This window comes from Idiomarina seosinensis (assembly GCF_044797955.1).
In the GTDB taxonomy this organism is placed as follows: Bacteria; Pseudomonadota; Gammaproteobacteria; order Enterobacterales; family Alteromonadaceae; genus Idiomarina; species Idiomarina seosinensis_A.
In genome coordinates this window covers 2373394-2396325 of record NZ_CP085211.1, presented here as the reverse complement: position 1 = coordinate 2396325, position 22932 = coordinate 2373394, and the positions used below count along the sequence as shown (strand labels likewise).

Annotated in this window: 21 protein-coding genes; 15 read left to right on the top strand and 6 right to left on the bottom strand. The window is 49.6% G+C overall.

Translation table 11 applies throughout. From position 1 onward, the window contains the following. Positions 1 to 109: 109 nt before the first annotated feature. The gene (rpmE, locus tag LG288_RS11340) at positions 110 to 322 is read left to right on the top strand and encodes a 50S ribosomal protein L31 (protein ID WP_404400624.1); all 213 of its coding nucleotides are present in this window, start codon (positions 110 to 112) and stop codon (positions 320 to 322) included. A 246-nt stretch (positions 323 to 568) separates the two neighbouring features. After that, a complete protein-coding gene (locus LG288_RS11335; RefSeq protein WP_404400622.1) occupies positions 569 to 1813 on the top strand; it encodes a malic enzyme-like NAD(P)-binding protein in 1245 nt (414 codons plus the stop codon). Here LG288_RS11335 and metJ read toward each other — a convergent pair. After that, on the bottom strand, positions 1810 to 2139 hold the full coding sequence (gene metJ, locus LG288_RS11330) for a met regulon transcriptional regulator MetJ (RefSeq protein WP_404400620.1): 330 nt from the start codon (positions 2137 to 2139) through the stop codon (positions 1810 to 1812). The two genes, LG288_RS11335 and metJ, sit on opposite strands and share 4 nt — an antisense overlap. A gap of 167 nt (positions 2140 to 2306) precedes the next feature. On the opposite strand from metJ, the gene metL reads away from it, so the two are divergent. Beyond that, entirely contained in the window at positions 2307 to 4748 is a 2442-nt protein-coding gene (metL, locus tag LG288_RS11325) for a bifunctional aspartate kinase/homoserine dehydrogenase II (protein WP_404400618.1), read from the top strand. Here the strand turns inward: metL and LG288_RS11320 are convergent. Further along, positions 4745 to 7198: a penicillin-binding protein 1A gene (locus LG288_RS11320; protein ID WP_404400616.1), complete on the bottom strand. Its 2454-nt coding sequence runs from the start codon at positions 7196 to 7198 to the stop codon at positions 4745 to 4747. The two genes, metL and LG288_RS11320, sit on opposite strands and share 4 nt — an antisense overlap. A 129-nt stretch (positions 7199 to 7327) precedes the next feature. Between LG288_RS11320 and LG288_RS11315 the strand changes: the two genes are divergently transcribed. The 11 genes from LG288_RS11315 to LG288_RS11265 all read left to right on the top strand — a co-directional run bounded on the left by LG288_RS11315 (position 7328) and on the right by LG288_RS11265 (position 17205). Then, positions 7328 to 8131, top strand: coding sequence for a hypothetical protein (locus LG288_RS11315; RefSeq protein WP_404400614.1), 804 nt, complete (start codon positions 7328 to 7330; stop codon positions 8129 to 8131). Continuing rightward, positions 8119 to 8625 (top strand): hypothetical protein, encoded by a 507-nt coding sequence (locus LG288_RS11310; protein ID WP_404400612.1) that lies wholly within the window; start codon positions 8119 to 8121, stop codon positions 8623 to 8625. Before LG288_RS11315 ends, LG288_RS11310 begins: the two co-directional genes overlap by 13 nt. Next, on the top strand, positions 8622 to 9404 hold the full coding sequence (locus LG288_RS11305) for a hypothetical protein (RefSeq protein ID WP_404400610.1): 783 nt from the start codon (positions 8622 to 8624) through the stop codon (positions 9402 to 9404). The genes LG288_RS11310 and LG288_RS11305 overlap by 4 nt, the downstream gene beginning before the upstream one ends. 2 nt (positions 9405 to 9406) lie before the next feature. Beyond that, on the top strand, positions 9407 to 10690 hold the full coding sequence (gene pilQ / locus LG288_RS11300) for a type IV pilus secretin PilQ (protein WP_404400608.1): 1284 nt from the start codon (positions 9407 to 9409) through the stop codon (positions 10688 to 10690). A 120-nt stretch (positions 10691 to 10810) separates the two neighbouring features. Continuing rightward, positions 10811 to 11341, top strand: a complete 531-nt coding sequence (gene aroK / locus LG288_RS11295) for a shikimate kinase AroK (protein ID WP_404400606.1) — start codon at positions 10811 to 10813, stop codon at positions 11339 to 11341. A 30-nt stretch (positions 11342 to 11371) separates the two neighbouring features. Beyond that, positions 11372 to 12442, top strand: coding sequence for a 3-dehydroquinate synthase (gene aroB, locus LG288_RS11290; RefSeq protein WP_404400604.1), 1071 nt, complete (start codon positions 11372 to 11374; stop codon positions 12440 to 12442). Between the two features lie 21 nt (positions 12443 to 12463). Further along, positions 12464 to 13954: an SPOR domain-containing protein gene (locus LG288_RS11285; RefSeq protein WP_404400602.1), complete on the top strand. Its 1491-nt coding sequence runs from the start codon at positions 12464 to 12466 to the stop codon at positions 13952 to 13954. Between the two features lie 57 nt (positions 13955 to 14011). Then, on the top strand, positions 14012 to 14872 hold the full coding sequence (locus LG288_RS11280; RefSeq protein ID WP_404400600.1) for a Dam family site-specific DNA-(adenine-N6)-methyltransferase: 861 nt from the start codon (positions 14012 to 14014) through the stop codon (positions 14870 to 14872). Beyond that, positions 14869 to 15309 carry a GNAT family N-acetyltransferase gene (locus tag LG288_RS11275; RefSeq protein ID WP_404400598.1) on the top strand — a complete coding sequence of 147 codons (441 nt, stop codon included), beginning with the start codon at positions 14869 to 14871 and terminating at the stop codon, positions 15307 to 15309. The genes LG288_RS11280 and LG288_RS11275 overlap by 4 nt, the downstream gene beginning before the upstream one ends. Next, positions 15309 to 15983, top strand: a complete 675-nt coding sequence (locus tag LG288_RS11270; RefSeq protein ID WP_404400596.1) for a class I SAM-dependent methyltransferase — start codon at positions 15309 to 15311, stop codon at positions 15981 to 15983. Before LG288_RS11275 ends, LG288_RS11270 begins: the two co-directional genes overlap by 1 nt. Positions 15984 to 16023: 40 nt before the next feature. Further along, a complete protein-coding gene (locus LG288_RS11265; RefSeq protein WP_404400594.1) occupies positions 16024 to 17205 on the top strand; it encodes an NAD(P)/FAD-dependent oxidoreductase in 1182 nt (393 codons plus the stop codon). 12 nt (positions 17206 to 17217) lie between these two features. On the opposite strand, the gene LG288_RS11260 is transcribed toward LG288_RS11265, so the two are convergent. Beyond that, entirely contained in the window at positions 17218 to 19950 is a 2733-nt protein-coding gene (locus tag LG288_RS11260) for an EAL domain-containing protein (RefSeq protein WP_404400592.1), read from the bottom strand. A gap of 77 nt (positions 19951 to 20027) precedes the next feature. Between LG288_RS11260 and LG288_RS11255 the strand changes: the two genes are divergently transcribed. After that, entirely contained in the window at positions 20028 to 21065 is a 1038-nt protein-coding gene (locus LG288_RS11255) for a phospholipase A (RefSeq protein WP_404400590.1), read from the top strand. Here the strand turns inward: LG288_RS11255 and LG288_RS11250 are convergent. From LG288_RS11250 to LG288_RS11240, 3 genes are read right to left on the bottom strand one after another with little or no spacing between them, the layout of a single operon-like run. Further along, the gene (locus LG288_RS11250) at positions 21062 to 21613 is read right to left on the bottom strand and encodes a DUF1415 domain-containing protein (protein WP_404400589.1); all 552 of its coding nucleotides are present in this window, start codon (positions 21611 to 21613) and stop codon (positions 21062 to 21064) included. The genes LG288_RS11255 and LG288_RS11250 overlap by 4 nt on opposite strands. Before the next feature lie 28 nt (positions 21614 to 21641). Further along, entirely contained in the window at positions 21642 to 22319 is a 678-nt protein-coding gene (yjjG, locus tag LG288_RS11245) for a pyrimidine 5'-nucleotidase (RefSeq protein ID WP_404400587.1), read from the bottom strand. 21 nt (positions 22320 to 22340) lie between these two features. Continuing rightward, positions 22341 to 22928 (bottom strand): uracil-DNA glycosylase family protein, encoded by a 588-nt coding sequence (locus LG288_RS11240; protein ID WP_404400585.1) that lies wholly within the window; start codon positions 22926 to 22928, stop codon positions 22341 to 22343. Positions 22929 to 22932 lie beyond the last annotated feature (4 nt).

Genomic DNA, 22932 nt, shown 5'->3' with positions numbered 1-22932 from the left:
CACCCTGATCACATAGAATGCCGCGCTCTTGATAACTGTTGTTTTTTTACGCATGGTGTCCGGCACAAGATGACCGGATAGCGATGCGGCCCATAATTGAGGTAATCCCATGCAAAAAGGTATTCATCCTAAGTACGAGGCGATTAACGTCACTTGTTCTTGTGGCAACAAATTTGAAACTCGCTCAACCCGTACCGACGACTTATTAATTGACGTTTGTTCAGAGTGTCACCCGTTTTACACTGGTAAGCAGCGTGTAATGGACACGGGCGGACGTGTCGATAAGTTTAAGAAACGTTTCGGTTCGCTGGGTAAGAAATAAGAAACTAAAGTCTTACAAACAGGACTTTACGTTTAGAATTTAGAAAAAGGCGCTGTTTAGCGCCTTTTTTGTTAGCTCGCTTTAATCGCGCCTGCATTGTTAAAGAAAAGTTAAGTGTGTTTTTTTTAAACACTTCAACAATTATCTTCTGTGAATGAGTCCTTTGCCGTCAGGTAAGATTTGTTATTCAAGCGTAACTCGTTAAACTGAGAGGTAATTTCTTAATTGCGAGAAGGCTTTATCGCTATGACTGATTTCCGCCAGCAAGCACTCGATTATCACCAGTACCCGACTCCCGGGAAAATATCCGTAGAATTAACTAAGCCAGCCAATTCCAGTAAAGACCTGGCTCTGGCCTATAGCCCCGGTGTCGCTGAACCCGTTCGCGCTATCGCCGAAGACCCCGATAATGCTTATAAGTACACTGCTAAAGGCAATTTGGTCGCGGTTATCAGTAATGGCACAGCCATTTTAGGTTTAGGTAATCTTGGGCCGCTTGCCTCAAAGCCCGTTATGGAAGGTAAGGCGTTATTATTTAAACGCTTTGCTGGCCTCGACTCTATTGATATTGAAGTCAGCCACCGTACCACCCAGGATTTTATCAATACGGTTGCAAACATTGCGGACTCGTTCGGCGGTATTAATTTAGAGGATATTAAAGCGCCGGAGTGCTTTGAAATAGAGCAGGCGCTGATTGAAAAGTGTCAGGTACCTATTTTCCATGATGATCAGCACGGCACCGCTATTGTAACGGCTGCCGGCATGCTTAACGCACTGGAAATTCAGGGTAAAGAGCTAAAAACTGCACAAATTGTCTGCATGGGCGCCGGCGCAGCAGCCATTGCCTGTATGGAGCTACTGATTAAGTGCGGCGCTCAGCGCGAGCATATTTATATGCTGGACTCAAAAGGGGTTATCCATACCCGCCGTAACGACTTAAATGAATACAAATTATTGTTTGCCAACAACACCGATAAACGCACACTGGAAGATGTTATCGAGGGAGCTGATTTATTCCTCGGCGTGTCGGGTCCGGACTTACTGAAACCCGAAGCACTTAAGCGGATGGCAGACAAACCGGTAGTGTTTGCCTGTTCAAACCCTGACCCTGAGATTAAGCCCGAACTGGCTAAGCAGGCCCGCGAGGACGTCATAATAGGTACCGGCCGTTCCGATTATCCCAACCAGGTTAATAACGTCCTTTGTTTCCCTTTTATGTTCCGCGGCGCGCTGGATGTCCGAGCAACGGCCATAACGGACGAAATGAAAATCGCTGCCGTCGAAGCCATTCGGCAACTGGCAAAAGAACAGGTCCCGGACGAGGTTCTGCAAGCAGCTGGTGTTGATGAGTTAAGCTTTGGCAGAGACTACATTATTCCAAAGCCTATTGACCCCCGTTTGTCACCCCGGGTTTCAAGAGCAGTGGCTAAAGCTGCCGTGCGCTCGGGCGTGGCGAAAATCGACCTGCCCGACAACTATATGCAGGATTAAGATTTATCCAGCTCTTCGTTGGTGGGAATTGGCAGTCCCCGCTGTTCCAGTTCCTGCCGCACCGCCAACGGGATTTTCTCCGGATTGGATTTACTCAGGTCCTCATCTGTTGGCAAGGGCTGGCCTGTAAAGGCGTGTAAGAAGGCCTCGCAGAGAAGCTCACTATTGGTGGCATGCCGTAAATTATTAATTTGCCGGCGCGTACGCTCATCAGTCAGCACTTTAAGTACCTGCGTGGGAATTGACACTGTGACTTTCTTAACCTGCTGGCTTTTTTGTCCGTGCTCTGCATACGGGTAGATGTAATCACCGTTCCACTTCATCATCGTGTCCTGCTGTAGAAGAAACCCTTTAATATATAATGGATTGTACTCACTAACAGCCGCGCGTCAAATTTTATCCGTCTAGATGGCTAAAAAATGCTGACTTTTGCCGCACAATATTTTAGCCTTGTGTATAAGCAACCTTTAAAGTGGTAAAGAGGACCCGGTAAATGGCTATTGATGAGCTCAGCAAACAGCAAGTCCAGATGGCAGCAGATAATATTCAGGTGCACAAATTTGGCGGCAGCAGTTTAGCTGATGCCTTTTGTTACCGCCGGGTTGCCCGTATTGTCAACGAATACGCCGGAGCCAGTGACTTGGTGGTAGTTTCTGCAGCCGGTGATACAACCAATCACATACTCGCTATTGTGAATGCTGGCAATCAGCCCGGCGATACCGCAGACATCTTGCTGCGACAGCTGGAAAAATTCCAGCTGGGGCTGATTACTGAGCTATTGAGCGGAGATTTGCAATTTGAGCTGATTACTGCAGCGAAGCAGGATTTCAATCATCTGCAGTCGTTTATCGACGGCCAGCAAACCATTAGCAGTAAAGCAGAATTGCTAGCTTACGGGGAGCTCTGGTCTGCCCGACTGCTTGCGGCCTTACTGCGTAAACAGGGAACAAAAGCCGAAGCTATTGACGCACGGGACTTTTTGCGGGCAGAGGATGCTCCTGAACCCATTATCCAGCAACAAGAGTCGCGCAACTTATTATTACAGCGAGTGGCACCGAACCCGGGCACGCGCTTTATTATTACTGGCTTTATCGCCCGTGGCGTTAACGGTGAAAGCCTGACGCTGGGTCGCAACGGCAGCGACTATTCAGCCACGCTGGTCGGTAGCCTGCTTAATGTAAAAGATGTCACCATCTGGAAGGATGTAGCCGGCGTTTACTCGGCTGATCCGCGCAAAATTGAGCGCGTCGTCAACCTGCCGGCGCTGGACTGGAGCGAAGCTGAAGAGCTTGCCCGCATTGGTTCTCCGGTACTGCACCCGCGAACATTTCAGCCGGTGAATAAGCAACGTATGGTGCTTTCGGTGCGCTCCAGCTTAAAGGTTGAAAATCAGCAAACACGTATCGGGCAGTTTCAGCAGGGAGAACCCCGAGCCAAGGTATTCACCTCACTATCCGAGGTCGTATTATTCAAGGTTCAGCTAACTGATAAAGCGTTGGTCAGCCGACTGCAGGATCTTGAGCTCGAACCTTTGTTTAGCTGGACCGAGCCTGACCAGCATGTTCAGTACCTGGTTTTCCATCAGAATCATCAGGACTATATGAGCGACTGGCTTGAACAGGTCGATCGTGACAACGCCATAACTCAAATACGCGGCTACTCGATGGTCGCTTTGGTCGGTGACCGAATTCAGGAGTCCGATCAGTACCACACCTTTAAGCTGCAGCTAAGTGAACAAAAGGTTCGCCGTTTTGGGCTTGCAGAAACCGGCTGCTCAGCCATCGCGATTCTTGAGCAACAACTGGACAGCCGGTTACTGAATCGCCTGCATAGTCAACTGTTTAACTACCGCCGCAGCCTGGGTGTTCTGGTGCTGGGCCGCGGCAACATCGGTACCACCTGGCTAGAGCTGTTCAGGCAACAGCGCGACCGCATTAATCAGCTGATGGATGTCCGTATTATCGGCATCGCTAATTCCCGACAGATTTGGCTGGACTATAGCGGCATCGATTTGCATGACTGGACCAGCAGCTTTGAGCGCTTAGCAAGACCTTATGTATTAACGGAACTACTGCGCGAATTACCCAATTCGCCCTATGACGAGCTGGTGGTACTTGATTTAACCGCAGCCCACTCGATAGCGCAGTTATATCCCAGCTTTTTTGCCAATGGAATGCATGTTATCAGTGCCAATAAATATGCCGGCTCGGCGCAGGAATCGCTTTACCGGGAAATACGTACCATACAACATGAATACAAGCGTGAATGGCTGTACAACACAACTGTTGGTGCCGGACTGCCACTAAATTATGCCCTTAACGATTTACGCAATCAGGGCGATGAGGTGCGCAGTATATCGGGAATTTTCTCCGGTACCATGTCGTGGCTATTCGAAAGCTTTACCAAAGACGCCAATTTCAGTGACTTAGTCGCTGAGGCTAAAAAGCGAGGTTATACCGAACCGGATCCGCGCGAAGACCTCTCCTGTCAGGACTTGGCACGCAAGTTGTTAATACTTGCCCGTGAAATTGGCTTGCGGCTTGACTGGCAGGACATTCAGGTTAATAGCGTAGTGCCTGAGCATTTACGCGATATTTCGGCGGCCGAATTTATGCAGCGCCTGGAAGAACTCGACACGCCTATGAATGACATGCAACGCGAGGCCGCAGAAGAAGGTAAGGTACCGCGCTTGCTGGCCAGCTTCTCTGTAACGGAAGAACAACGCGTTAAGGCAAAAGTCGGTATTGAGTACATTCCGTTGGGCGACATGCTGGCAAATCTTATCCCGGGCGAAAATATCTTTGTTATCTATACCGACTGGTACTCAGAAATGCCACTCGTGATCAGTGGGCCAGGCGCCGGCAAAGAGGTAACTGCCGGCGGCGTGCAATCTGACCTTAACCAGTTACTGGCTCGTTTAGGGGCAAGCTGTTAAAAAACGCTGTCCTCATCTTCGTCAAATATATTGGTATTATCCTGACTGCGATCGACATAGTCGGTCGGCTCAGTTCCGTTAATGAAATACTCGAAGCGAGTGGTGTAGTTGGTCCGGTGAGTTAGCTTGCCAGTTTCCAGGTCGATCCGCACATTAACCACTCCGGGGGGAATCATCAGGTTATCTGCCGGGTATTCCTTAACGGCCTCTTCCATGTAAAGGATCCAACCCGGCAGCGCCGTTTTAGCCCCGGCTTCGCCGCCGGAAATGGCTTGTTGGCTGCTGTCCAGCAGGGGATGCATAGAAGTCCGGCCCAGCTGGCGCGAAACATCATCGAAACCCACCCAGGTTGTCGTAACCAGGCCACTGGTAAAGCCTGAAAACCAGGTATCCCGGACGTCGTTTGTGGTACCGGTTTTACCGGCAATCTCGCGCCCGACTTCATTAACAATGGGTTTGGAGCGCTGAATCCGCCAGGAGGTCCCGTTCCAGCCAGTGTCGTGCGCCCAGCTGCCGCCTCCCCATACCGCGGATTTCATCGCCTGGGCGACTAAAAAGGCATTTTGTTCCGAAATAATTCGGGGGGCCGGCGCATCACACTCCCGACAGGCGCGCTTTGGTTCGGCTTGATAAACAACTTCACCATCTGCACTTTCCACCCTTTCGATAATATAGGGATCGATCAAATAGCCGCCGTTAGCAAAGGCGGCATAAGCACGCGCTACCTGCATCGGTGTCATCGACAAGGAGCCGAGAGATATCGATTCGTTTTCAGGCACCTGTGATCGCTGTAGACCGAATTTGGCAATATGATCGGCGGTTGTTTTTACACCCACATCGCGCACCAGGCGAACCGATACCACGTTTTTAGATTTTGCCAGGGCTTTACGCAGCCGAATGGGTCCCTCGTAAACATCAGGCGAATTTTTCGGCCGCCAGGCAATGCCCGTACCCGGATTCCACTGATTAATCGGCGCATCGTTAACCAGACTGGCTAAGGTAAACCCTTCTTCAAAAGCAGCGGAATAAACCAGCGGTTTGATATTTGAACCCACTTGGCGTTCGGCCTGTGTAGCCCGGTTATACTGGCTTAAGCCAAAGCTATAACCGCCAACAACCGCTGCTACTGCGCCGTCTTCAGGCTGCAGTGAGGAAATCGCAGAGCTGGGTTCGGGCAGTTGAGCCAGGCGCCACTGCTGCTCGACTTGCCGCAGCCAGATAACATGCCCCGGTTGCATAATATCAGTCGCTGCCTGCGGCGGAGCACCTTGGCGTTCTTCATTAATATAGGGACGCGCCCAGTGCATTGCCTCCCACGGCAATCTTAATTGGCCCTGGCCTTTTACCCTAACCGTCGCTTGTTGTTCACTGACCTCAGTAACCACAGCCGGCGTTACGGCACCAAAGCTTTTAAGCTGCTGCAGATACTCTTCGATTTCAGTTGTGGAAAGTGCCGGTTCGCCATTTTCCGTTGACCACAAAATACTAATAGGGCCACGATAACCGTGACGTTCGTCATAGGCATGCAGGTTATCCCAAACCGCCTTTTGTGCAGCCAGCTGGACATTACTTTTTACCGTGGTGTAGACATTAAAGCCGGCGTTATAGGCTTGCTGTTCGCCAAATAATTCGATCATCTGCTGGCGCACCATCTCCGCGACATAGGGTGCATTAACGGTAACCTCGGCGCCGTGGCGACGGGCAGTCACTGGCTCGGCGGCGGCCTGATCAAATTGTTGCCGGGTTATTTTGTTTTCGTCCAGCATCCGCAACAGCACCACACGACGCCGGGCCTTTGCTGCTTCAGGATTGCTGATCGGGTTTAAATTTGAAGGGGCTTTGGGCAGGCCGGCGATGGTCGCTATTTGCGCCAGACTCAGTTGCTCTAAAGACTTGCCGTAATAAACCCGCGCCGCTGCGCCCACCCCGTAAGCACGGTGACCAAAAGCAATTTTATTCAGGTAAAGCTCAAGAATCTCGTCTTTATTCAGCAACTGCTCAATATGCAGCGCAATAAAGGTTTCTTTTATTTTGCGCATCCAGGCGCGGTCAAAACTCAGGAAGAAGTTACGCGCCAGCTGCATAGTGATGGTACTGGCCCCTTCTTTTATATCGCCGGTAGTAACCAGCACCCAGAAGGCTCGCATAACCCCAATCGGATCAACGCCATAGTGCTGGTAAAAACGGCTGTCCTCGGTACTTAAAAAGGCGTCAACCATGCTCTCGGGAACATCCTCCAGAGACACCGGAATACGCCGTTTCTCGCCAAACTGCGAAATCAGTTCACCCTCTTTGCTGAACACTTGCATGGGCGTCTGTAACTCAACGTCTCTAAGTGTTGCAACACTCGGCAAATCGGCTCTGACATACAGGTACAGAGCCGCGATGGAGCCAACCCCGAGGATAAAAAGGATGACCAGACTAATAACCAGGCGTTTAAAAAGCTTCAACCAAGGACTCCATTTACTACAACAAACTCATTCAATTTCACACAACTATCGGCGAAGTACGATTATGGCTGATTTTTGCGCTAAACACTACGCTTGGTGCTTATTTTAAAAACTTTTACTGGGCGCTCTATGGCAACACCCGAAAGTCAGATGATGGCCGTCGACAGACTGGATGAAACCTGGCTGTTACTTAAATTAAAGCGGGTCAGAAATAAGATTAACGTTGGTTACTTTGCCACCATATCTCCTGATCAGACCGTTCCTGACGCCTTACCCTGCACATCGTTAATGACGGTAATGGAGCATCGCGCTGTTCACTACCAACAGCTAACCCAGGCCGTCACTCACCAGCAAATACAGGAGTCGGTAGTGACTATGCTGGGTGCTCAACAGCAACAAAGCGCGGCAGTCGCTTTTGACTATCAACAACATCCAGATTACATGGCAGTAATAACCGGCCATACCTCACAAATACAACAACGCAAAGAACAGCTGGCGGTATTCAATAAGCCTATCCGGGTTATTGAACCGGCTTTTCAGGCGGTTGTCCGGGCAGTTAACTTTTTACTGCCTTATCACTGGCCGCCTCGCTACCAAAAACAGCCCGCCAATCACTGGCTCATTGTCCATCTTGCAGCGCCTTTGGCCGTAGTTATGCATTGTCGTCATGGTGATTTAATCGATATTAAGTTCCAGTCGCTGGCTGAGCTTGCCGCACTTCAGCACTGTGGTACTCCGGTTTTTATATTTGGTCTGAAATCTCTTTTACTGGCGCTGCGCGAAATATTACCAGAGCATGAATTTACTGTTTTACAGGTACCGGACCAACTGGCTGCGGCATCAACAACCGATAATTCGATAAAAATTAATAGCGGTCAGATGATGCCCCTGCTAGGTCTGGCACTACGGGGTTTCAGTCATTGGCATCACTAAATTTACTGAATTGGCGGCAACCGGGCTGGCGCCGACAGCTATGGAGTCACCGATACAGCGCTGGTATTTATCTGGCTTTCTTAATCGCTGTATCCGCAGGATTAATCCATAGCTACCAAACCCGGTTAACAATGCTAAGCCTACGCATTGACGCTAACGCACAGCAGCTTGCCTTTTTGCCAAAGCTCGAACAGCGTTTTTTGCAGCGTCAGCAACAAAGTCAACAGGCTAAACAACGGCAGACTGCCAAGCGCCAACAAGATAGCTTAGTCACCCAGTTTATCGAGCTCAGCCAGCTGTCAGTTACCGGGCTGGTTATCAGCCAAATTAACTGGCTAGCTGATGAACTGACCATTTCCGGGCTTTATCAGAACACCGAGGCAGTTAAGCACTTAGTCGACTGGCTTCGGCGGCAACAGTCAAACCGGCAAATTGATGTCAGCTTTCCACGTGCCGGGCAGTTTTTGCTGCTCGCCTCTGACGACCGCGAATGACCGGCTTCGCAGGCCGTCACCTGGTTTTGATCATACTGCTCTGCTGCACCTTAGTCAGCGGGGCCCTGGTTTATACGCTGACTCATTATCAGTACCAGCAACTTAATCAGCAACTGCGGGTGCAACAGACTCAGCTAAAAAAGGTTGCGCAGTACCAAAAAGCCCTGGCCATTGCTCCGTTGCAGGAGGTACCAATACTCTCCGCCGACCAGGTGGAATGGCATTTCGCACAGTGGGCCGAAGAGCTGGGCGTTAGTCTGACCCTGACCCGCGACAAGCCACAACGGCGATTATCACTTTCGCTTTTGCATATTAACCACCACTTACTGGAACAGTATTTACGCCGCTTTTTAAATCTACAGCAGCCGCACAGCCACCAGCGTCTGAGCCTGCAGCAACAGCAGCCGGACCAGCTGCAGTTTCACTGGCAACTGAGTCAGGATATTAACCAGCATGGCATCCAACACACCGGCCCGGCACCGATGGCCGCCGCAAGCAGTTGTCATCAACGTCCGCCGGCCGCAGCCTTAAAACAATCGTTGCCCGCCCTTAGCAAGCTCCGCCTGGCGGCCATCGCTACTCATTTAAAGCAAAACAAACGTCAGGCCTACTTTACCAACAGACAGGGCAACTGGCTGGCGTTATCGGAAGGCGCCTGGCTACAGGAGCCGGTAACCCAGATTATCGCCATTAATGAGGATTCGCTGCAGTTAAAGCAATGGCGTCCCCGTCAGGGGTGCTGGGATGTGCATCCGGTTAACTTAACACTTAAGGAGTAATTATGGCTTTCAAGCTGCTATTACAGCATGGGGTCAGCAGCCTGTTGCTGTGCTTTATCTTCATTGTTCCGGCTACAGCAGAAACAGCCGGCTGGCGAAAGCTACTGACCACAGAGCAGCAGCAAGCCAGGGTCAACTTAACTTTTAACCAAACGCCGTTACGGGATATTTTTACATTGTTAGCTCAGCAGCTGTCATTGAATCTGGTCATCAGTGATGGCGTGACAGGTACAGCCAGCCTGCAATTAAGGGATGTGCAGTGGGCCGACGCCATTGATAGTCTGGCCACCAGCAACCGACTTTATATTAACCTTAACAAGGACATTCTGTGGATTAGTGACTCGGCTCCCGCAGCAGCGAAACCCGATGCCGCCGGTGCCGAGCTGGTTACAATAAACTTTGCCCGCGCAATTGATATAGCCGCGCTGTTGCAGGCCAGTCCGGGCTTTGTTTCGGCCGCCGGTTCGATTAGTGTAGATGAGCGCACCAACACCTTAATCATTATCGACACCCCGGCGCAGGTTAATCTACTGAAAGGATTAATAAAGCAACTCGACCGTCCCGTCCGCCAGGTTATGATTGAAGCACGTATGGTCAGCCTGAAAGCTAATATCGCTGAAGAGTTTGGGGTTCGCTGGGGGGCTTCAGAGTATGGGCTTAACCTACCAATCGATAGCGAGGTCACTTTTATTAAGGGAATGCAGGTTGACTTACCCAGCGTGCAACCGGCGGCTACGGTTGGACTCAATGTCGCCCGGCTGAGTAAGGATTTACTACTAGACCTTGAGCTAACTGCACTGGAGCGTGAAAATAAAGGCGAAATTATTGCCAGCCCTAAAATTTTCACAGCCAACCAACAACCCGCCTATATTGAGCAAGGGACGGAAATACCTTACGTTGAAAGCGCCGCCTCCGGAGCCACTGCGGTGCAATTTAAAAAAGCCGTGATGGGATTAAGGGTAACACCGCAAATAACACCCAATGATCATGTACTGCTGGACTTAACCATTACTCAAAATACCCGCGGTGACACCGTCTCGACCCCAACCGGGCCGGCCGTCGCCATCGATACACAGGAAATGGGCACGCATGTACTTGTTAAAAATGGCGAAACCATTGTCTTAGGTGGAATTTTTCAGACATTGGAATTGAATGATAACACCGCAGTCCCTATATTTTCTTCATTACCACTGCTGGGTAAACTCTTTCAACAGCGGCAATATCATCAGGAGAAACGAGAGTTAGTCATCTTCGTTACACCGACGATTCTCGACGCTGCCGAATAGAGTTGCTAAACGCGTGCTGAATTGCGATAATCGCGCTTCTTTTCGTTGGGTTGGGGGACGTCTCTAGACACTCCGGATTCGTGAGTTACAGCTAATTTAAACAGTGATGTAAGCAGGAATATGGCTGAGAAACGTAATATTTTTCTTGTCGGCCCTATGGGTGCCGGCAAAAGTACGATTGGTCGTCAAATTGCCAGACAACTCCATTTAGACTTCTTTGATTCTGACACAGAAATTGAGCGTCGCACGGGTGCTGACATCAGCTGGGTATTTGAGCTGGAAGGTGAAGAAGGCTTCCGGGTCAGAGAAGAAAAGGTGCTCGAAGATCTTACCGAGCACACGGGGATTGTGTTAGCAACGGGCGGAGGCTCGATCATCAGCAAAGATAGCCGCAATCGGCTGTCTGCGCGCGGTATTGTCGTCTACCTGAAGACCACCATCGATAAACAATTGGCGCGCACACAGCGTGACAAACGCAGACCACTGATCGCCGAAGCTGAAGAACCACGCAAAGTGCTTGAGCAGTTGGCGGAGATTCGTGATCCCCTGTACGAAGAAATCGCTGATATTACTGTCCGTACAGACGACCAAAGTGCGAAAGTTGTGGTCAATGAAATCATTGAGCAACTGGGTGTTAATGGCTTGAACTAAAGCCCACCACTAACGTGTAGGAGCTGCGCAATGACATCGATAACGGTCGAGCTTAATGAGCGCAGCTACCCTATTCACATAACCAGCGGCAGCCTTGGGCAGTTCAATAAGTTTTTACCCAAGCACAACCAGCAGCTTTGCATCATTACCAACCCCACAGTAGCGCAGTACTATCTGCAACCCTTACTGGACTCCCTGACTGAGTTCTCCGTCACCGTTTTTGAAATGCCTGACGGCGAACAGTACAAAAGCCTGAGTATCTACAGTGATGTAATGGACCACTTGATTGCAGCGGGGCTGAATCGTGACTGCGCCATTGTTGCTTTAGGTGGCGGTGTGGTCGGTGACATGGCGGGTTTTGTTGCCGCCACCTTCCAGCGCGGAGTCGATTTTTACCAAATTCCGACAACCTTGTTAGCTCAGGTAGACTCTTCAGTGGGTGGTAAAACGGCCGTCAATCACTCGCAGGGTAAAAACCTTATTGGTGCCTTTTACCAACCTAAAGCGGTGTTAATTGACGCTCAGTGCCTGCAAACCCTCACCGAACGGGATTACCTTAGCGGTCTGGCCGAAGTCATAAAGTACGGCATTATTTACGATGCTGAGTTTTTTAGCTGGCTGGAGCACCACACCGCTGAGCTGAAAATGCGTGACGCTAATACCTTAATGTCAGCCATTCAGCGCAGCTGCGAAATTAAAGCGTTAATTGTTGCTGATGACGAGCGCGAGCAGGGTGTGCGCGCTTTGTTAAACCTCGGACACACCTTCGGACACGCGATAGAGGCAGCCAGCCATTACGGCGAATGGACACATGGCGAGGCTGTTGCCGCTGGCACTATAATTGCATCTAAGTTAGCGGAAGTGACACAGCAGCTATCGGTGTCAGAATTTCGTCGTCTTTTTAACTTATTCAGCGCGCTGGGTTTACCCACGCAGAGTCCGGATATGCCATGGTCTGAATGGCGCGACTATATGCAACGCGATAAAAAAGTAAAAGACGGCAAATTGCACTTTATTCTGCCAACCGGCATTGGCTCCGCGGCAGTTTTTAAAGACATTGATGAACAAACCATTGCTGCTGTAATCACTGAATGTTGCTAACGCATCTGACAGGAAAAGGTTATGCAAGCAGTGGCTCAACAACATATTGTCGCAGCACCCGTAAAAATTAAAGCAAGTCAGCAGAATATTATCGACCAGCTGCACCAGCTGTCTCAGCAAAATGACTCACTGGTCATGCTTCACGGAGGTGATGGCTCCGGTAAAACTACCATTGCTGAACTCTTCATCGAACAAGCGTCAAATTATGCTGAATGCGCTTTCGTTACGGCTAATGAGCGCTCCAGCGTTGATCGCCTGCGTGCTCAGGTACTCAATCAACTATTCGGTACCATTAGCTTAAGTGATGAGACGTTAAGCCGGCAAATGCAGCGCCAGGCGCCCGTCAAACACGCCGTTATTGTTATTGATAATGGCGAGCACTTGCCAGATAGTTTTCTCGCCGAATGTGTCTCGACAGTCCAGCAGCTATCAGCTATCGGCCAAAAAGTCAGTGTCATTATTGTTGCCGACAGTCGCTGGGCTTATCAGCAAAAACCAGCACCACATCTGCGGGTTCAGGGCCCGACCATGCTGGAAGTCGCACCGATGTCTCATGATGAGCAAATACGCTATGTGCAGGAGTTATTGCCGGAGCGACAGCAACGGCTGTGGAATTTTGACCGAATCCAGCAATTCTTAAATACCATTAACGGTTACCCCGGAGAAATTCAGCAACGCCTGCAACTGGCTTTAACAACCCAGGCCCAGCGCTACAAAGATCAGCCGACTAACGAAACTGATCCAGCCGGCGGCGAAGCGGATGATTCAGTATCGATAAATACAGTAACTGACAGCAAAACCAGGCGCCCGGTAAAGCTTATTTATATCTTTGCTCTGACTCTGGTGCTTAGCCTCGCAGCAGCAGCTTTTTTTAATAAAGAGACACTGGAGCAATACTGGCAGAGTGAAACGCCACAGCCTGAAAGCGAGTTAGCAGCGTCGCCCGTTGCCGAAGCCGAAGCCGAAGCCGGGACAACTGACAACAGCAGCGAGCCGGAGGCTACCGCGAAGCCCGCCGAATTACCCTCTTTTGAACCCATGGAGCAACCCTCTTTGGAGCTAATGCCGAAAGAGTTAGCCATATCGTACCGGGAAGCGCTGGATAATCTTAACCGCACGGCAGCTGCCGAAAACGACCCAAGAGAGCTGGAGCTTAGCCTAATTAAAGTTCAGCAGCCGGAGCAGACAAACAGTCAGCCAGCAGCAGTCCGGCGACCCTACCAGACCGATGCCATAGCTGCACAAAATAGCCAGGCATTTGCACTGCAGGTCGCCATTATTAGCAGCGAGGACCTGTTGACGCAGTTTCGGCAGCAGCATGGTATAAGTACGACTACCGACGTTTATCAGCGCAATGATGGCTCTTATGTCATTGTTTATGGAGTGTTCGACACCCTCGAGCAAGCCAGAGCAGCTGTCACAGAATTACCGGCTTCAGTTCAGCAAATGGAACCATGGGCGAAAACCTATCTTGCGATACAAAAAGAAATTGAGCCAGCCGGCGTAGAGTAATTTTCATCAAACGGCCTTTGGGGTACACTGAGCACAAGATTCTCCAAAGGCCAGTCAATGAAGAAAAACAGGGCTTTTTTAAAATGGGCGGGCGGTAAATATTCGCTAATCGAACCCATCAAAAACCAACTTCCCACTGGAAAAAAGCTCATAGAGCCCTTTGTCGGTGCCGGTTCGGTGTTTCTTAATACCGACTATGAACGCTACCTTCTCAATGACATTAATGCGGATCTGATTACCCTGTATAAGTTTGTCAAACGCCGTCCAAAAACGTTCATTGATGATGCCAGACGTCTGTTTACCTGCCGCCATAATCAAAGTGACGCTTATTACTCTTTGCGTAAAGAGTTTAATCAATCAAGCGACTCTTATTACCGGTCATTGCTGTTTCTGTACATGAACCGCCACGGCTACAACGGCTTATGCCGGTATAACAGCAAAGGTATTTTTAATGTACCTTTCGGAGATTACAGTAAGCCCTATTTTCCGGAAGCCGAAATTGAATATTTTGCTGAAAAAGCCAAACGGGCAAAATTTATTTGTCTGTCGTTTGAACAGGTTTTTCGACGGGCCCGTAAAGGGGACATTATTTATTGCGATCCGCCTTATGCCCCGTTAGTGCAGAGTTCTAATTTTACCAGCTATGCCAGCCAGGGCTTTAGCCTTAATGATCAAAGCGAGCTGGCACGACACGCGCTTAGGGCTGCGAATAAACGTCAGATACCGGTATTAATCAGCAATCACGATACTCCGTTAACCCGCGCTTTGTACCAAAATGCAACGATACGCCAGCTTTCCGTAGCGCGCAGCATTAGCCAGAAAGGCGATGCCCGCAAGCCGGTTAGTGAGCTGTTAGCGTTATACCATTCAGCAAGGGTTATTCCGTTAACTCAATCAATTAAAAAAGTGGGCACATGAACTGGTACCTTTATTCTTTTAATGAGCTATCACTACAACAACTTTACCAAATCTTAAAAGTGCGCCAGGAAGTCTTTGTAGTCGAACAAACCTGCCCTTACTTAGATGCCGACGGAGCCGATGAGCAGGCACTGCACTTATTTGCCGAGGACGACAGCGGCTTGCTGGTTGCTTATGCTCGTTTATATGTAGCCGATGCTCAGCAGCCTTATAGCCGGATCGGCCGGGTTTTAACCCACGCAAAAGTTCGTCGCTCCGGCCTGGGGCGAGAACTCATGCAGCGGGCTATCGACTTTTTGCACCAGCAGTCTCCGACAACACCCATTCGGCTGGGCGCCCAGGTCTACTTAATGGATTTTTATCAGAGCTTTAATTTCAAACCCATCAGTGAGCAGTATCTGGAAGATGACATCCCCCACATTGATATGGAGCGCTAATGAGCCAGTCTTTTGAGCTAGTGCAAACCGAACAGGGGTTGGCATTAGTCTGGCAACAGGCTCAGCCAGCCATGCAGCCGCTGCTGGTTGATTTTCATGAGGGCAAGGTCGCTTACCGGGCGCAACACTCCTCGCTTAAAAGCGAGGCCATAACAAAAGCCGTTGGTGTATCGGGCAAATTTCACCCAGCGGTTATCGATGCCACTGCTGGGTTAGCACGCGACGCTCTGGTATTAGCACGGTTTGGCTGCCCGGTAGCGCTTATCGAACGCCACCCGATGGTCAGAGAGTTATTGGCTGATGCGTTATCAAGGGCTCAGCAAAAAGACGATGTTATTGGCGAAGCAGCCCGGCAGATGCAGCTACTAAAACAAACCCATGTTGCGCAGTTGCCGGACAACAGTACCGATGTGGTTTATCTTGACCCTATGTTTCCTAAAACCGGAAAACAAAAGGCTCTGGTTAAAAAAGACATGCAGATGTTTCAACAGCTAGTAGGCAGCGACGATGATGCTGATCAGTTACTTGCGCCGGCACAACGGGTGGCCCGTTTCAGGGTAGTGGTTAAGCGGCCAAACAGTGCCCCGTTTTTAGCTGGTAGCAAACCCAGCACGCAGCTAAAAAGCAAGAAGCATCGCTTTGATATCTACATAAAGCAAGGATTTCCAAATTGATTAATGATGGCGCACCCACACTGGCGCCCGGGCAGCAATAATGCTTAACCCGGACGTTCTCATCATAGGCGCCGGCGCCGCTGGCCTTCACTGTGCTGCCCAGGCAGCCCGGCGCGGCAAGTCGGTGTTGGTTGTCGACCATGCTAAACAGGCGGGGAAAAAAATCCTCATTTCGGGCGGCGGGCGCTGTAACTTTACTAATTTGTATACCAGCCCGGATAATTATCTGTCCAGCAACCCTCATTTTTGTAAGTCTGCGCTCAGTCGCTATACTCAGTGGGATTTCATGGCGCTGGTTGATCATTACCAAATACCCTATCACGAAAAAACACTGGGCCAATTGTTCTGCGATGACTCAGCGAAAGACATTGTCAAAATGCTTTTAGCTGAGTGCGAACGCTACGGCGCAAAAATTCAGCTGCGGACCGACGTTCTTAATGTCAGCTATGAGGACCAGTATCATGTGACAACCAGCCAAGGTACGTACCGCGCCGATAAACTGGTTATCGCCTGTGGTGGCTTATCTATGCCCAAGCTTGGTGCAACCCCACTGGGCTATCGATTAGCAGAACAATTCGGCCACACTATTGTGCCAGTGCGAGCCGGACTGGTTCCCCTGACACTGCACGAGCAACAAAAGCAGCACTTTGCCGACCTGGCTGGCGTATCTTTACCCATAACAGCCAGTGCCGGCGAGGGCTATTTTAGGGAAGCCATGTTATTTACCCACCGCGGCCTAAGCGGACCCGCAATACTGCAAATCTCCTCTTACTGGCCACCGGGAGAAACCGTATCTCTCAATTTATTGCCAGACCAGGACGCACTGCAGTGGCTCGAACAAACCCGGACTGAGCAGCCTAAAGCCCAGCTGGGTACTTTACTACAAAGTCATTTTCCCAAACGGGTTGTACAGGCTTTAGCACAAGAGCACCAATGGCCGGTGACACAGCGCGTAGCAGAAATGGCTAAAAAGCAACTCGAGCAAGTTGCAGAAGATCTTAATCACTGGTCATTAAAGCCCGCCGGCACCGAGGGTTATCGCACCGCCGAAGTCACTTTGGGCGGCGTCAATGTTGATCAAGTCAGCTCCAAAAGTATGGCCAGTAAGCTGCAGCCCGGACTCTACTTTATCGGCGAAGTACTGGATGTGACCGGATGGCTGGGCGGTTATAACTTTCAGTGGGCCTGGGCCAGTGCTTATGCGGCTGCCCAGGACTTATAGGTTTCTCACTATTTATTTCATACTAACATCGCGCCAGCTATCGAAACATTGCCAGTTGTTGATCCAGTCCGGTAGCTGCTCTGCCGGCATCGGCCTGGCAATTCCGAACCCCTGGCCCAGCTCGCAACCCAGCTGCAGTAATTTAACGCCCTGCTGCTCGGTTTCGATGCCTTCTGCAATAACTGCAAACCCAAAGGCCTCAGCAAGACCGATAATACCTTTGACAATGGCTTCATCGCTTTCGTCATTCAACATATCGCGGACAAATGTCTGATCGATTTTCAATGTCTGAGCGGGCAGTCGTTTCAAGTAATCAAGGGCCGCATAACCGGTACCGAAATCATCCAGTGATACATTGATTCCCAAGCGCTTACATTTAGTTAAAACTTTTGCTGCAACGTGAATCTTACCAATGGCTGCGCTCTCCAGGACCTCCAGTTCGAGCAGCTCCGGGCCAACATCCGGATAACGCCTCAACCGCTCGCAAATGGACTCGACAAAGTCCTCATCGAGCAACTGCAGTGCATTGATATTTATACTGACTGGTAACCTAATACCCTCAGCTTGCCATTGCTGGCACTGTGCAATAGCTGCCTCAATAACCCAGTTGCCGACCTGTATCGAAAACGGATGTTCCTCGATAGCCGGCAAAAAGTCACCGGGAGGCACCAGACCGCGCTCGGGATCTCGCCACCTTAATAAAGCTTCAACCCCAACAATCTCGCACGTTTTCATATTAACTTTTGGCTGGTAAAACAATTCCAGCTCATTATTCTTCATCGCAATATCTAAGCGGGAGATTAACTCAGCGGTTTTGTTATGAATTCGTTCCTGCTTGGCATCAAACCAATTTATGCGGTTGCGGCCCTCTCGTTTGGCATTGTGAAGCGACTGTGTAGAGTGGCGGATTAAGGTGTCGGCATCGGTATTATCTTCCGGGTACACGGTAGCACCGATACTCGCTGTAATCTTGACCGTTTGCCCGTCAATCGACAATGGCTCCGGAATCTCTGTCAGCATACGTTCCAAAATCGTATGGACTTCACGCAAACTGTGCCGTTCTTCGATTACCATTAAAAACTCATCTCCGGCAACCCGCCCCAGGGTATCCCCCTTGCGCAGCATTCCTCTCAGGCGTTTGGCCAGCGCCTCAATAACCTGGTCTCCGACAACGTGGCCGCAACGTGAATTAATGTACTTAAAGTTATCGATGTCTAACGAGGCAACCACTATGTTTTCTTCATTACGCGCGGCAATACTCAATGCATGTTCCAACCTGTCGCGGACCAACATTACGTTAGGTAAACGGGTCAACGAATCGTGGTAGGCTCGGTATTCCAGTTCGCGTTGGTGCTCAAAAGCCTGATCAGTAATGTCTGAGGATATACCGATGTAATTCTGGACGTGTCCATGCTGATTTTTTATTGCGCTAATGGACGTCAGTTCGGCATATATTTCTCCGTTTTTGCGCCGGTTCCATAGCTCGCCCTGCCATGAGCCATCTTTCAGCAGCTTTTCCCACATGGCTTTATAAAAGCTTTTACTTTGTTTACCCGACTGCAAAATGCTGGAGCGCTGACCAATAACCTCGCTTTTCTGATAACCGGTTACGCGGGTAAAGGCTGGGTTCACATCAACGATTACGCCAGTCGGATCAGTAACGGTAATACGATCCTGAGTGTGGTTAAACACTTTACTGGATAAGGTCAACCGATGTCTGACATGACGTAATATTAGCCAGCTAAACACGAGTGCAGCCAGCAGGGTAACCGGAACGATTGTCAGGTACCGCAGTAACTGGCCTGAAGATTTGCGATAAGCGGTTTCGGCCTGTTGTTTTACCGCGTCCACCAGGTTTTGCTCGACCTGCTGAATTTTGTCCAGCAACTGGGTTTGTTGCTGCAGCCAGGCATCGTTTTTTACCACGGACAACAAAGTTGCCGGGTTATCAGCAGCAGGCATTAACCCGTCGCGTAGCTTAAATACCGCGCCGGCAAGACTGTAGCGTTCCGGTATTGAGCTTTGGCTTTGCAGCCCAACCAACAAGGTCGTTTGTCGGCCCATTAAATAAATTAACTGCTGAGCATCCGCATCACTTATCGTATTGTTCACTACCGCCAAACCCAGTAGCTCACGCTCTTGTCCGATTAAATCACGCAAGCGATTCAATATAAAATAAGCATTTAATGCGCGCGAAAAGTCTGCTTTAGAGACATCCCGCGAAAGAATGCTGATTTGCTGATTGAACTGCTGTATCGGTGAAGAATATGCGCTTTTGACTTGTCGGTAGGTTAGCTTTTTTTGTTCAATATCAGACCGTAGCTCAGGCAGCTTATCCAGGCCGCGCACAATCTCATTAACGTTTCTGTATAGCGCCAGCTGCCGGTAGTGACCTTCAGTTGCTGTTAACTGTTGGTTTAAACGTTGCAGTTGCTGGTCGGTCTGACGCCGGCTTGCCGCTAAAGCGTCTTTAAATTGTGGTTTATCAGAGGCGCTATACAAAACGCTGGCATTGCGCTCATTTTGCAATGCGCCCAGTAACTTACCGGCGTTACTGATCAACGCGATACTGTTGTTTAATGTTTGTAATTTTTCTGCGGTTTTTTGCAGCTCAAGGGCATTTACAATAGACATCCAAAGGATTGCAGCAACCGGTAAAGCAAACGCAACCGCAAACCGGTAAGCCAGAGGCAATTGATCAAAATAGCTTAGCCAGCGGTTAAATTTCCGTTTTACTCCTGACAACTGCATTATCCTTGTTTAGTTTTTTATCGTAACGACTACTGTTAGTATAGCGAAGCTAAGTCGACAGGAAAGATACTATGCTCAGTAAATTTAATTTACTTTTTATACTAGTGGTGACGCTGATTTTTTCGCTCAGCGGGCGGACTCAGTTCGTCGAGAAAAAAATCACAGAGCAACAGCAATGTTTGCTGGACCGAATCAAGGATTCCGAAGCCGGAACTAAGGTAACCGAGATTGTCGACTGGTGTAAAGATAACCTGAGTAAAGAGCGTCAGTCTACAAAGGCAAAGCAAAAGCCCCAGCCGGGTATCGTAACAAAGCGTCTGAAAAGCGAGCAGGTCAGTCAGTTTGACCCCTATACTCTGACCCCGCACCGGCGTAATTATATGCTACCAGTGTTAACCACCACGAATATCAATCGCCTGCAGTATTCCGACCTGGAGAGCTATGAACAACGGCTGGAGGACTACGAAGCAAAATTTCAGTTAAGCTTTAAAGTGCCTTTTAATAAAAGCAAGCTGCTGTTCGAAGATGACCGCCTATTTTTCGGATTTACCGTTTCGTCCTGGTGGCAAGTATATTCCGATGGCATCTCTAAACCGTTCCGCGAAACCAATTACATGCCAGAGGTATTTTATGTCACCCCAACGGACTGGCATCCCTTTGAAAGCAACACCGCCATTGTTATCGGCGCAGAGCATTTGTCCAATGGTCGTAGCCAGCCTCTTTCGCGCAGCTGGAACCGGATATATGCACAATTTATAGCGGAAAAAGGGCCTTTTGTTTTTACCCTCAAGCCTTGGTTAAGAATACAGGAAGAGGAAAAAACTGATCCGCTGGAATCAAGCGGCGACGACAACCCAAATATCGAGGATTACGTCGGCAATTATCAGTTCTCCACCGCTTATCGAGATGGCGACTTTGAATATATTTTCCGCCTTAATCATGCGGTTGAAACTGGCCGCGGTTCGGCAGAACTTAACTGGACCTTTCCTTTGTGGGGCAAATTTATCGGTTATACATCATTATTTACCGGCTATGGTGACAGCTTAATCGACTATAACCACAAACAGACCCGGTTTGGTGTGGGGATAGCTCTCAATAATATTCTTTAGTTCTGCTTTGCGGCAATATCGGCAAGGATTTGCTTAAAAAATTCGGCTCCTTTGCGTCGCGCAAATTCAATATTGCGTTGCGGAATTTGCTCGGCATTTTCGGTCTTCATCAGTGCCCCAGCCATCGACTCTTCCCGCAAAAAATGCAGTGTAGGGAAGGGCGCACGGTTTGTATAGTTGGCGGGATCTTCCGGCTGCTCCCCAGCAAAACAATAATCCGGATGAAAGTGTGCCAGTTGATAGACGCCGCTGTAACCACTCATAGACAGCAATTGCTCAGAAACCGCGATTAAGTCCAAAAACTCATTAAAGGACGCAAAGTCCGGTAACATGAGCAACGTCGTTTCTGTGTCCTGATCCCGGTCCAAAAGCCGGCACTCCGCCACAACAGTATCCAGCGTTGCTTCAAAATCATTACCTTGCCAGACAGTGTAACGGATGCTTTGCCACTCGATTTCGCGACGGGCAAAGGGGCAGATATTGTATTTTACAATCAGCTGCCGCACCCAGGCCTGGGTTTGCCTTATAATTTCGTTATCGTCTGCCATTACCATCCTGCCGTTGGTACCAGTGCCGTTAGCTTAGTAAGCGGGTCAACTGATCAAGGTGAGTGATTGTGTGATGTGGCTTAATGCTCTCTGGTATCTGGAAATTACCACGATCAAACCAGCAGGTATGCCAGCCCGCATTTAAACCACCCAGGATATCGGAATGGGGATTATCTCCTACCATTAAAATTCGCTCAGGGTCTGCAGAGTCCGCCATATGCTGTGTGTGCGCATGGTGGAAAATTTTCGCATCGGGTTTAGCCAGACCTACGGCTTCGGATACGACCAGAAAATCAAAATAATGCTGTGTATTAGTCTGCTGCAGGCGCTCCTGCTGAAGCTCAGAAAAGCCATTGGTAATAATACCCATTTTGGTTTTACCGTGCAGGGTTTCCAGTAAGCGGTCAGTACCCTCGATGGTCTGGCATATCGATGCCATACAATGCATAAATTCGGCGTTAATTTCTAGCGACGATTTACCAAACTGTTGCTCCCAGGGAACAAACCGCTGCTGCTTAATGTCCGCTGCGGTTAACTGGCCGTTTTGAAAGCCTTCCCATAACGGTTTATTAACAGCTTTAAAGTCCTCAAAGTGACTCTGTTCAAACGCCATATCGTATTGTTTGAATAGCTGACTAAGGCCTTGTTGTGCATCAAAAGTGAAAAGCGTTTCGTCGGCATCAAATACTACCCAATCGTAAGGCATTAAAGCTCCTGCTGTTATTGACTACAATAGCTGTGCTATTCGTTCTTTCAAAGTGGGTACAACCTGTTGTTCAAACCAGGGGTTCTTGCGTAACCAAATGTTATTTCTGGGGCTCGGGTGAGGCAGAGGTAAAACACCGTAATCAAGATAACGCTGCCAGTTTTGCACTCGCTCTGTCAGTGTTTTTTCAGGCCTCTCAGGCAGGCGGCTTAAGTGCCAGTTCTGCGCATACTGGCCTATCGCCAAAATCAACTCAAGGTTTGGCAGCTCAGATAAAATCGTTGCCCGCCACGCATCCGCGCATTCCTTGCGGGGTGGCAAATCGCCGGATTTACCCGTACCCGGATAGCAAAACCCCATAGGCACTATAGCCAGTTGGCGGTCGTTATAAAATGTTTCTTTATCAACCGCCATCCAGTCGCGCAAACGGTCTCCGCTAGGGTCATCAAAAGGCTTACCGGACGCATGAACACGTCTGCCGGGCGCCTGGCCAGCGACCAGAATGCGCGCATCCGGATGAAACTGAACCACTGGCCGTGCTCCAAAAGGTAGTTGCTTTTGACACAGCTGACAGGCCCGTATGTCCGCCAATAACTGATGCCAACTCATAACA

Coding starts and splice junctions, on each gene's coding strand:
- rpmE (WP_404400624.1), top strand. CDS start 110: ATGCAAAAAGGTATTCATCCTAAGTACGAGGCGATTAACGTCACTTGT.
- LG288_RS11335 (WP_404400622.1), top strand. CDS start 569: ATGACTGATTTCCGCCAGCAAGCACTCGATTATCACCAGTACCCGACT.
- metJ (WP_404400620.1), bottom strand. CDS start 2,139: ATGATGAAGTGGAACGGTGATTACATCTACCCGTATGCAGAGCACGGA.
- metL (WP_404400618.1), top strand. CDS start 2,307: ATGGCTATTGATGAGCTCAGCAAACAGCAAGTCCAGATGGCAGCAGAT.
- LG288_RS11315 (WP_404400614.1), top strand. CDS start 7,328: ATGGCAACACCCGAAAGTCAGATGATGGCCGTCGACAGACTGGATGAA.
- LG288_RS11305 (WP_404400610.1), top strand. CDS start 8,622: ATGACCGGCTTCGCAGGCCGTCACCTGGTTTTGATCATACTGCTCTGC.
- pilQ (WP_404400608.1), top strand. CDS start 9,407: ATGGCTTTCAAGCTGCTATTACAGCATGGGGTCAGCAGCCTGTTGCTG.
- aroK (WP_404400606.1), top strand. CDS start 10,811: ATGGCTGAGAAACGTAATATTTTTCTTGTCGGCCCTATGGGTGCCGGC.
- aroB (WP_404400604.1), top strand. CDS start 11,372: ATGACATCGATAACGGTCGAGCTTAATGAGCGCAGCTACCCTATTCAC.
- LG288_RS11285 (WP_404400602.1), top strand. CDS start 12,464: ATGCAAGCAGTGGCTCAACAACATATTGTCGCAGCACCCGTAAAAATT.
- LG288_RS11280 (WP_404400600.1), top strand. CDS start 14,012: ATGAAGAAAAACAGGGCTTTTTTAAAATGGGCGGGCGGTAAATATTCG.
- LG288_RS11275 (WP_404400598.1), top strand. CDS start 14,869: ATGAACTGGTACCTTTATTCTTTTAATGAGCTATCACTACAACAACTT.
- LG288_RS11270 (WP_404400596.1), top strand. CDS start 15,309: ATGAGCCAGTCTTTTGAGCTAGTGCAAACCGAACAGGGGTTGGCATTA.
- LG288_RS11265 (WP_404400594.1), top strand. CDS start 16,024: ATGCTTAACCCGGACGTTCTCATCATAGGCGCCGGCGCCGCTGGCCTT.
- LG288_RS11255 (WP_404400590.1), top strand. CDS start 20,028: ATGCTCAGTAAATTTAATTTACTTTTTATACTAGTGGTGACGCTGATT.
- LG288_RS11250 (WP_404400589.1), bottom strand. CDS start 21,613: ATGGCAGACGATAACGAAATTATAAGGCAAACCCAGGCCTGGGTGCGG.
- yjjG (WP_404400587.1), bottom strand. CDS start 22,319: ATGCCTTACGATTGGGTAGTATTTGATGCCGACGAAACGCTTTTCACT.
- LG288_RS11240 (WP_404400585.1), bottom strand. CDS start 22,928: ATGAGTTGGCATCAGTTATTGGCGGACATACGGGCCTGTCAGCTGTGT.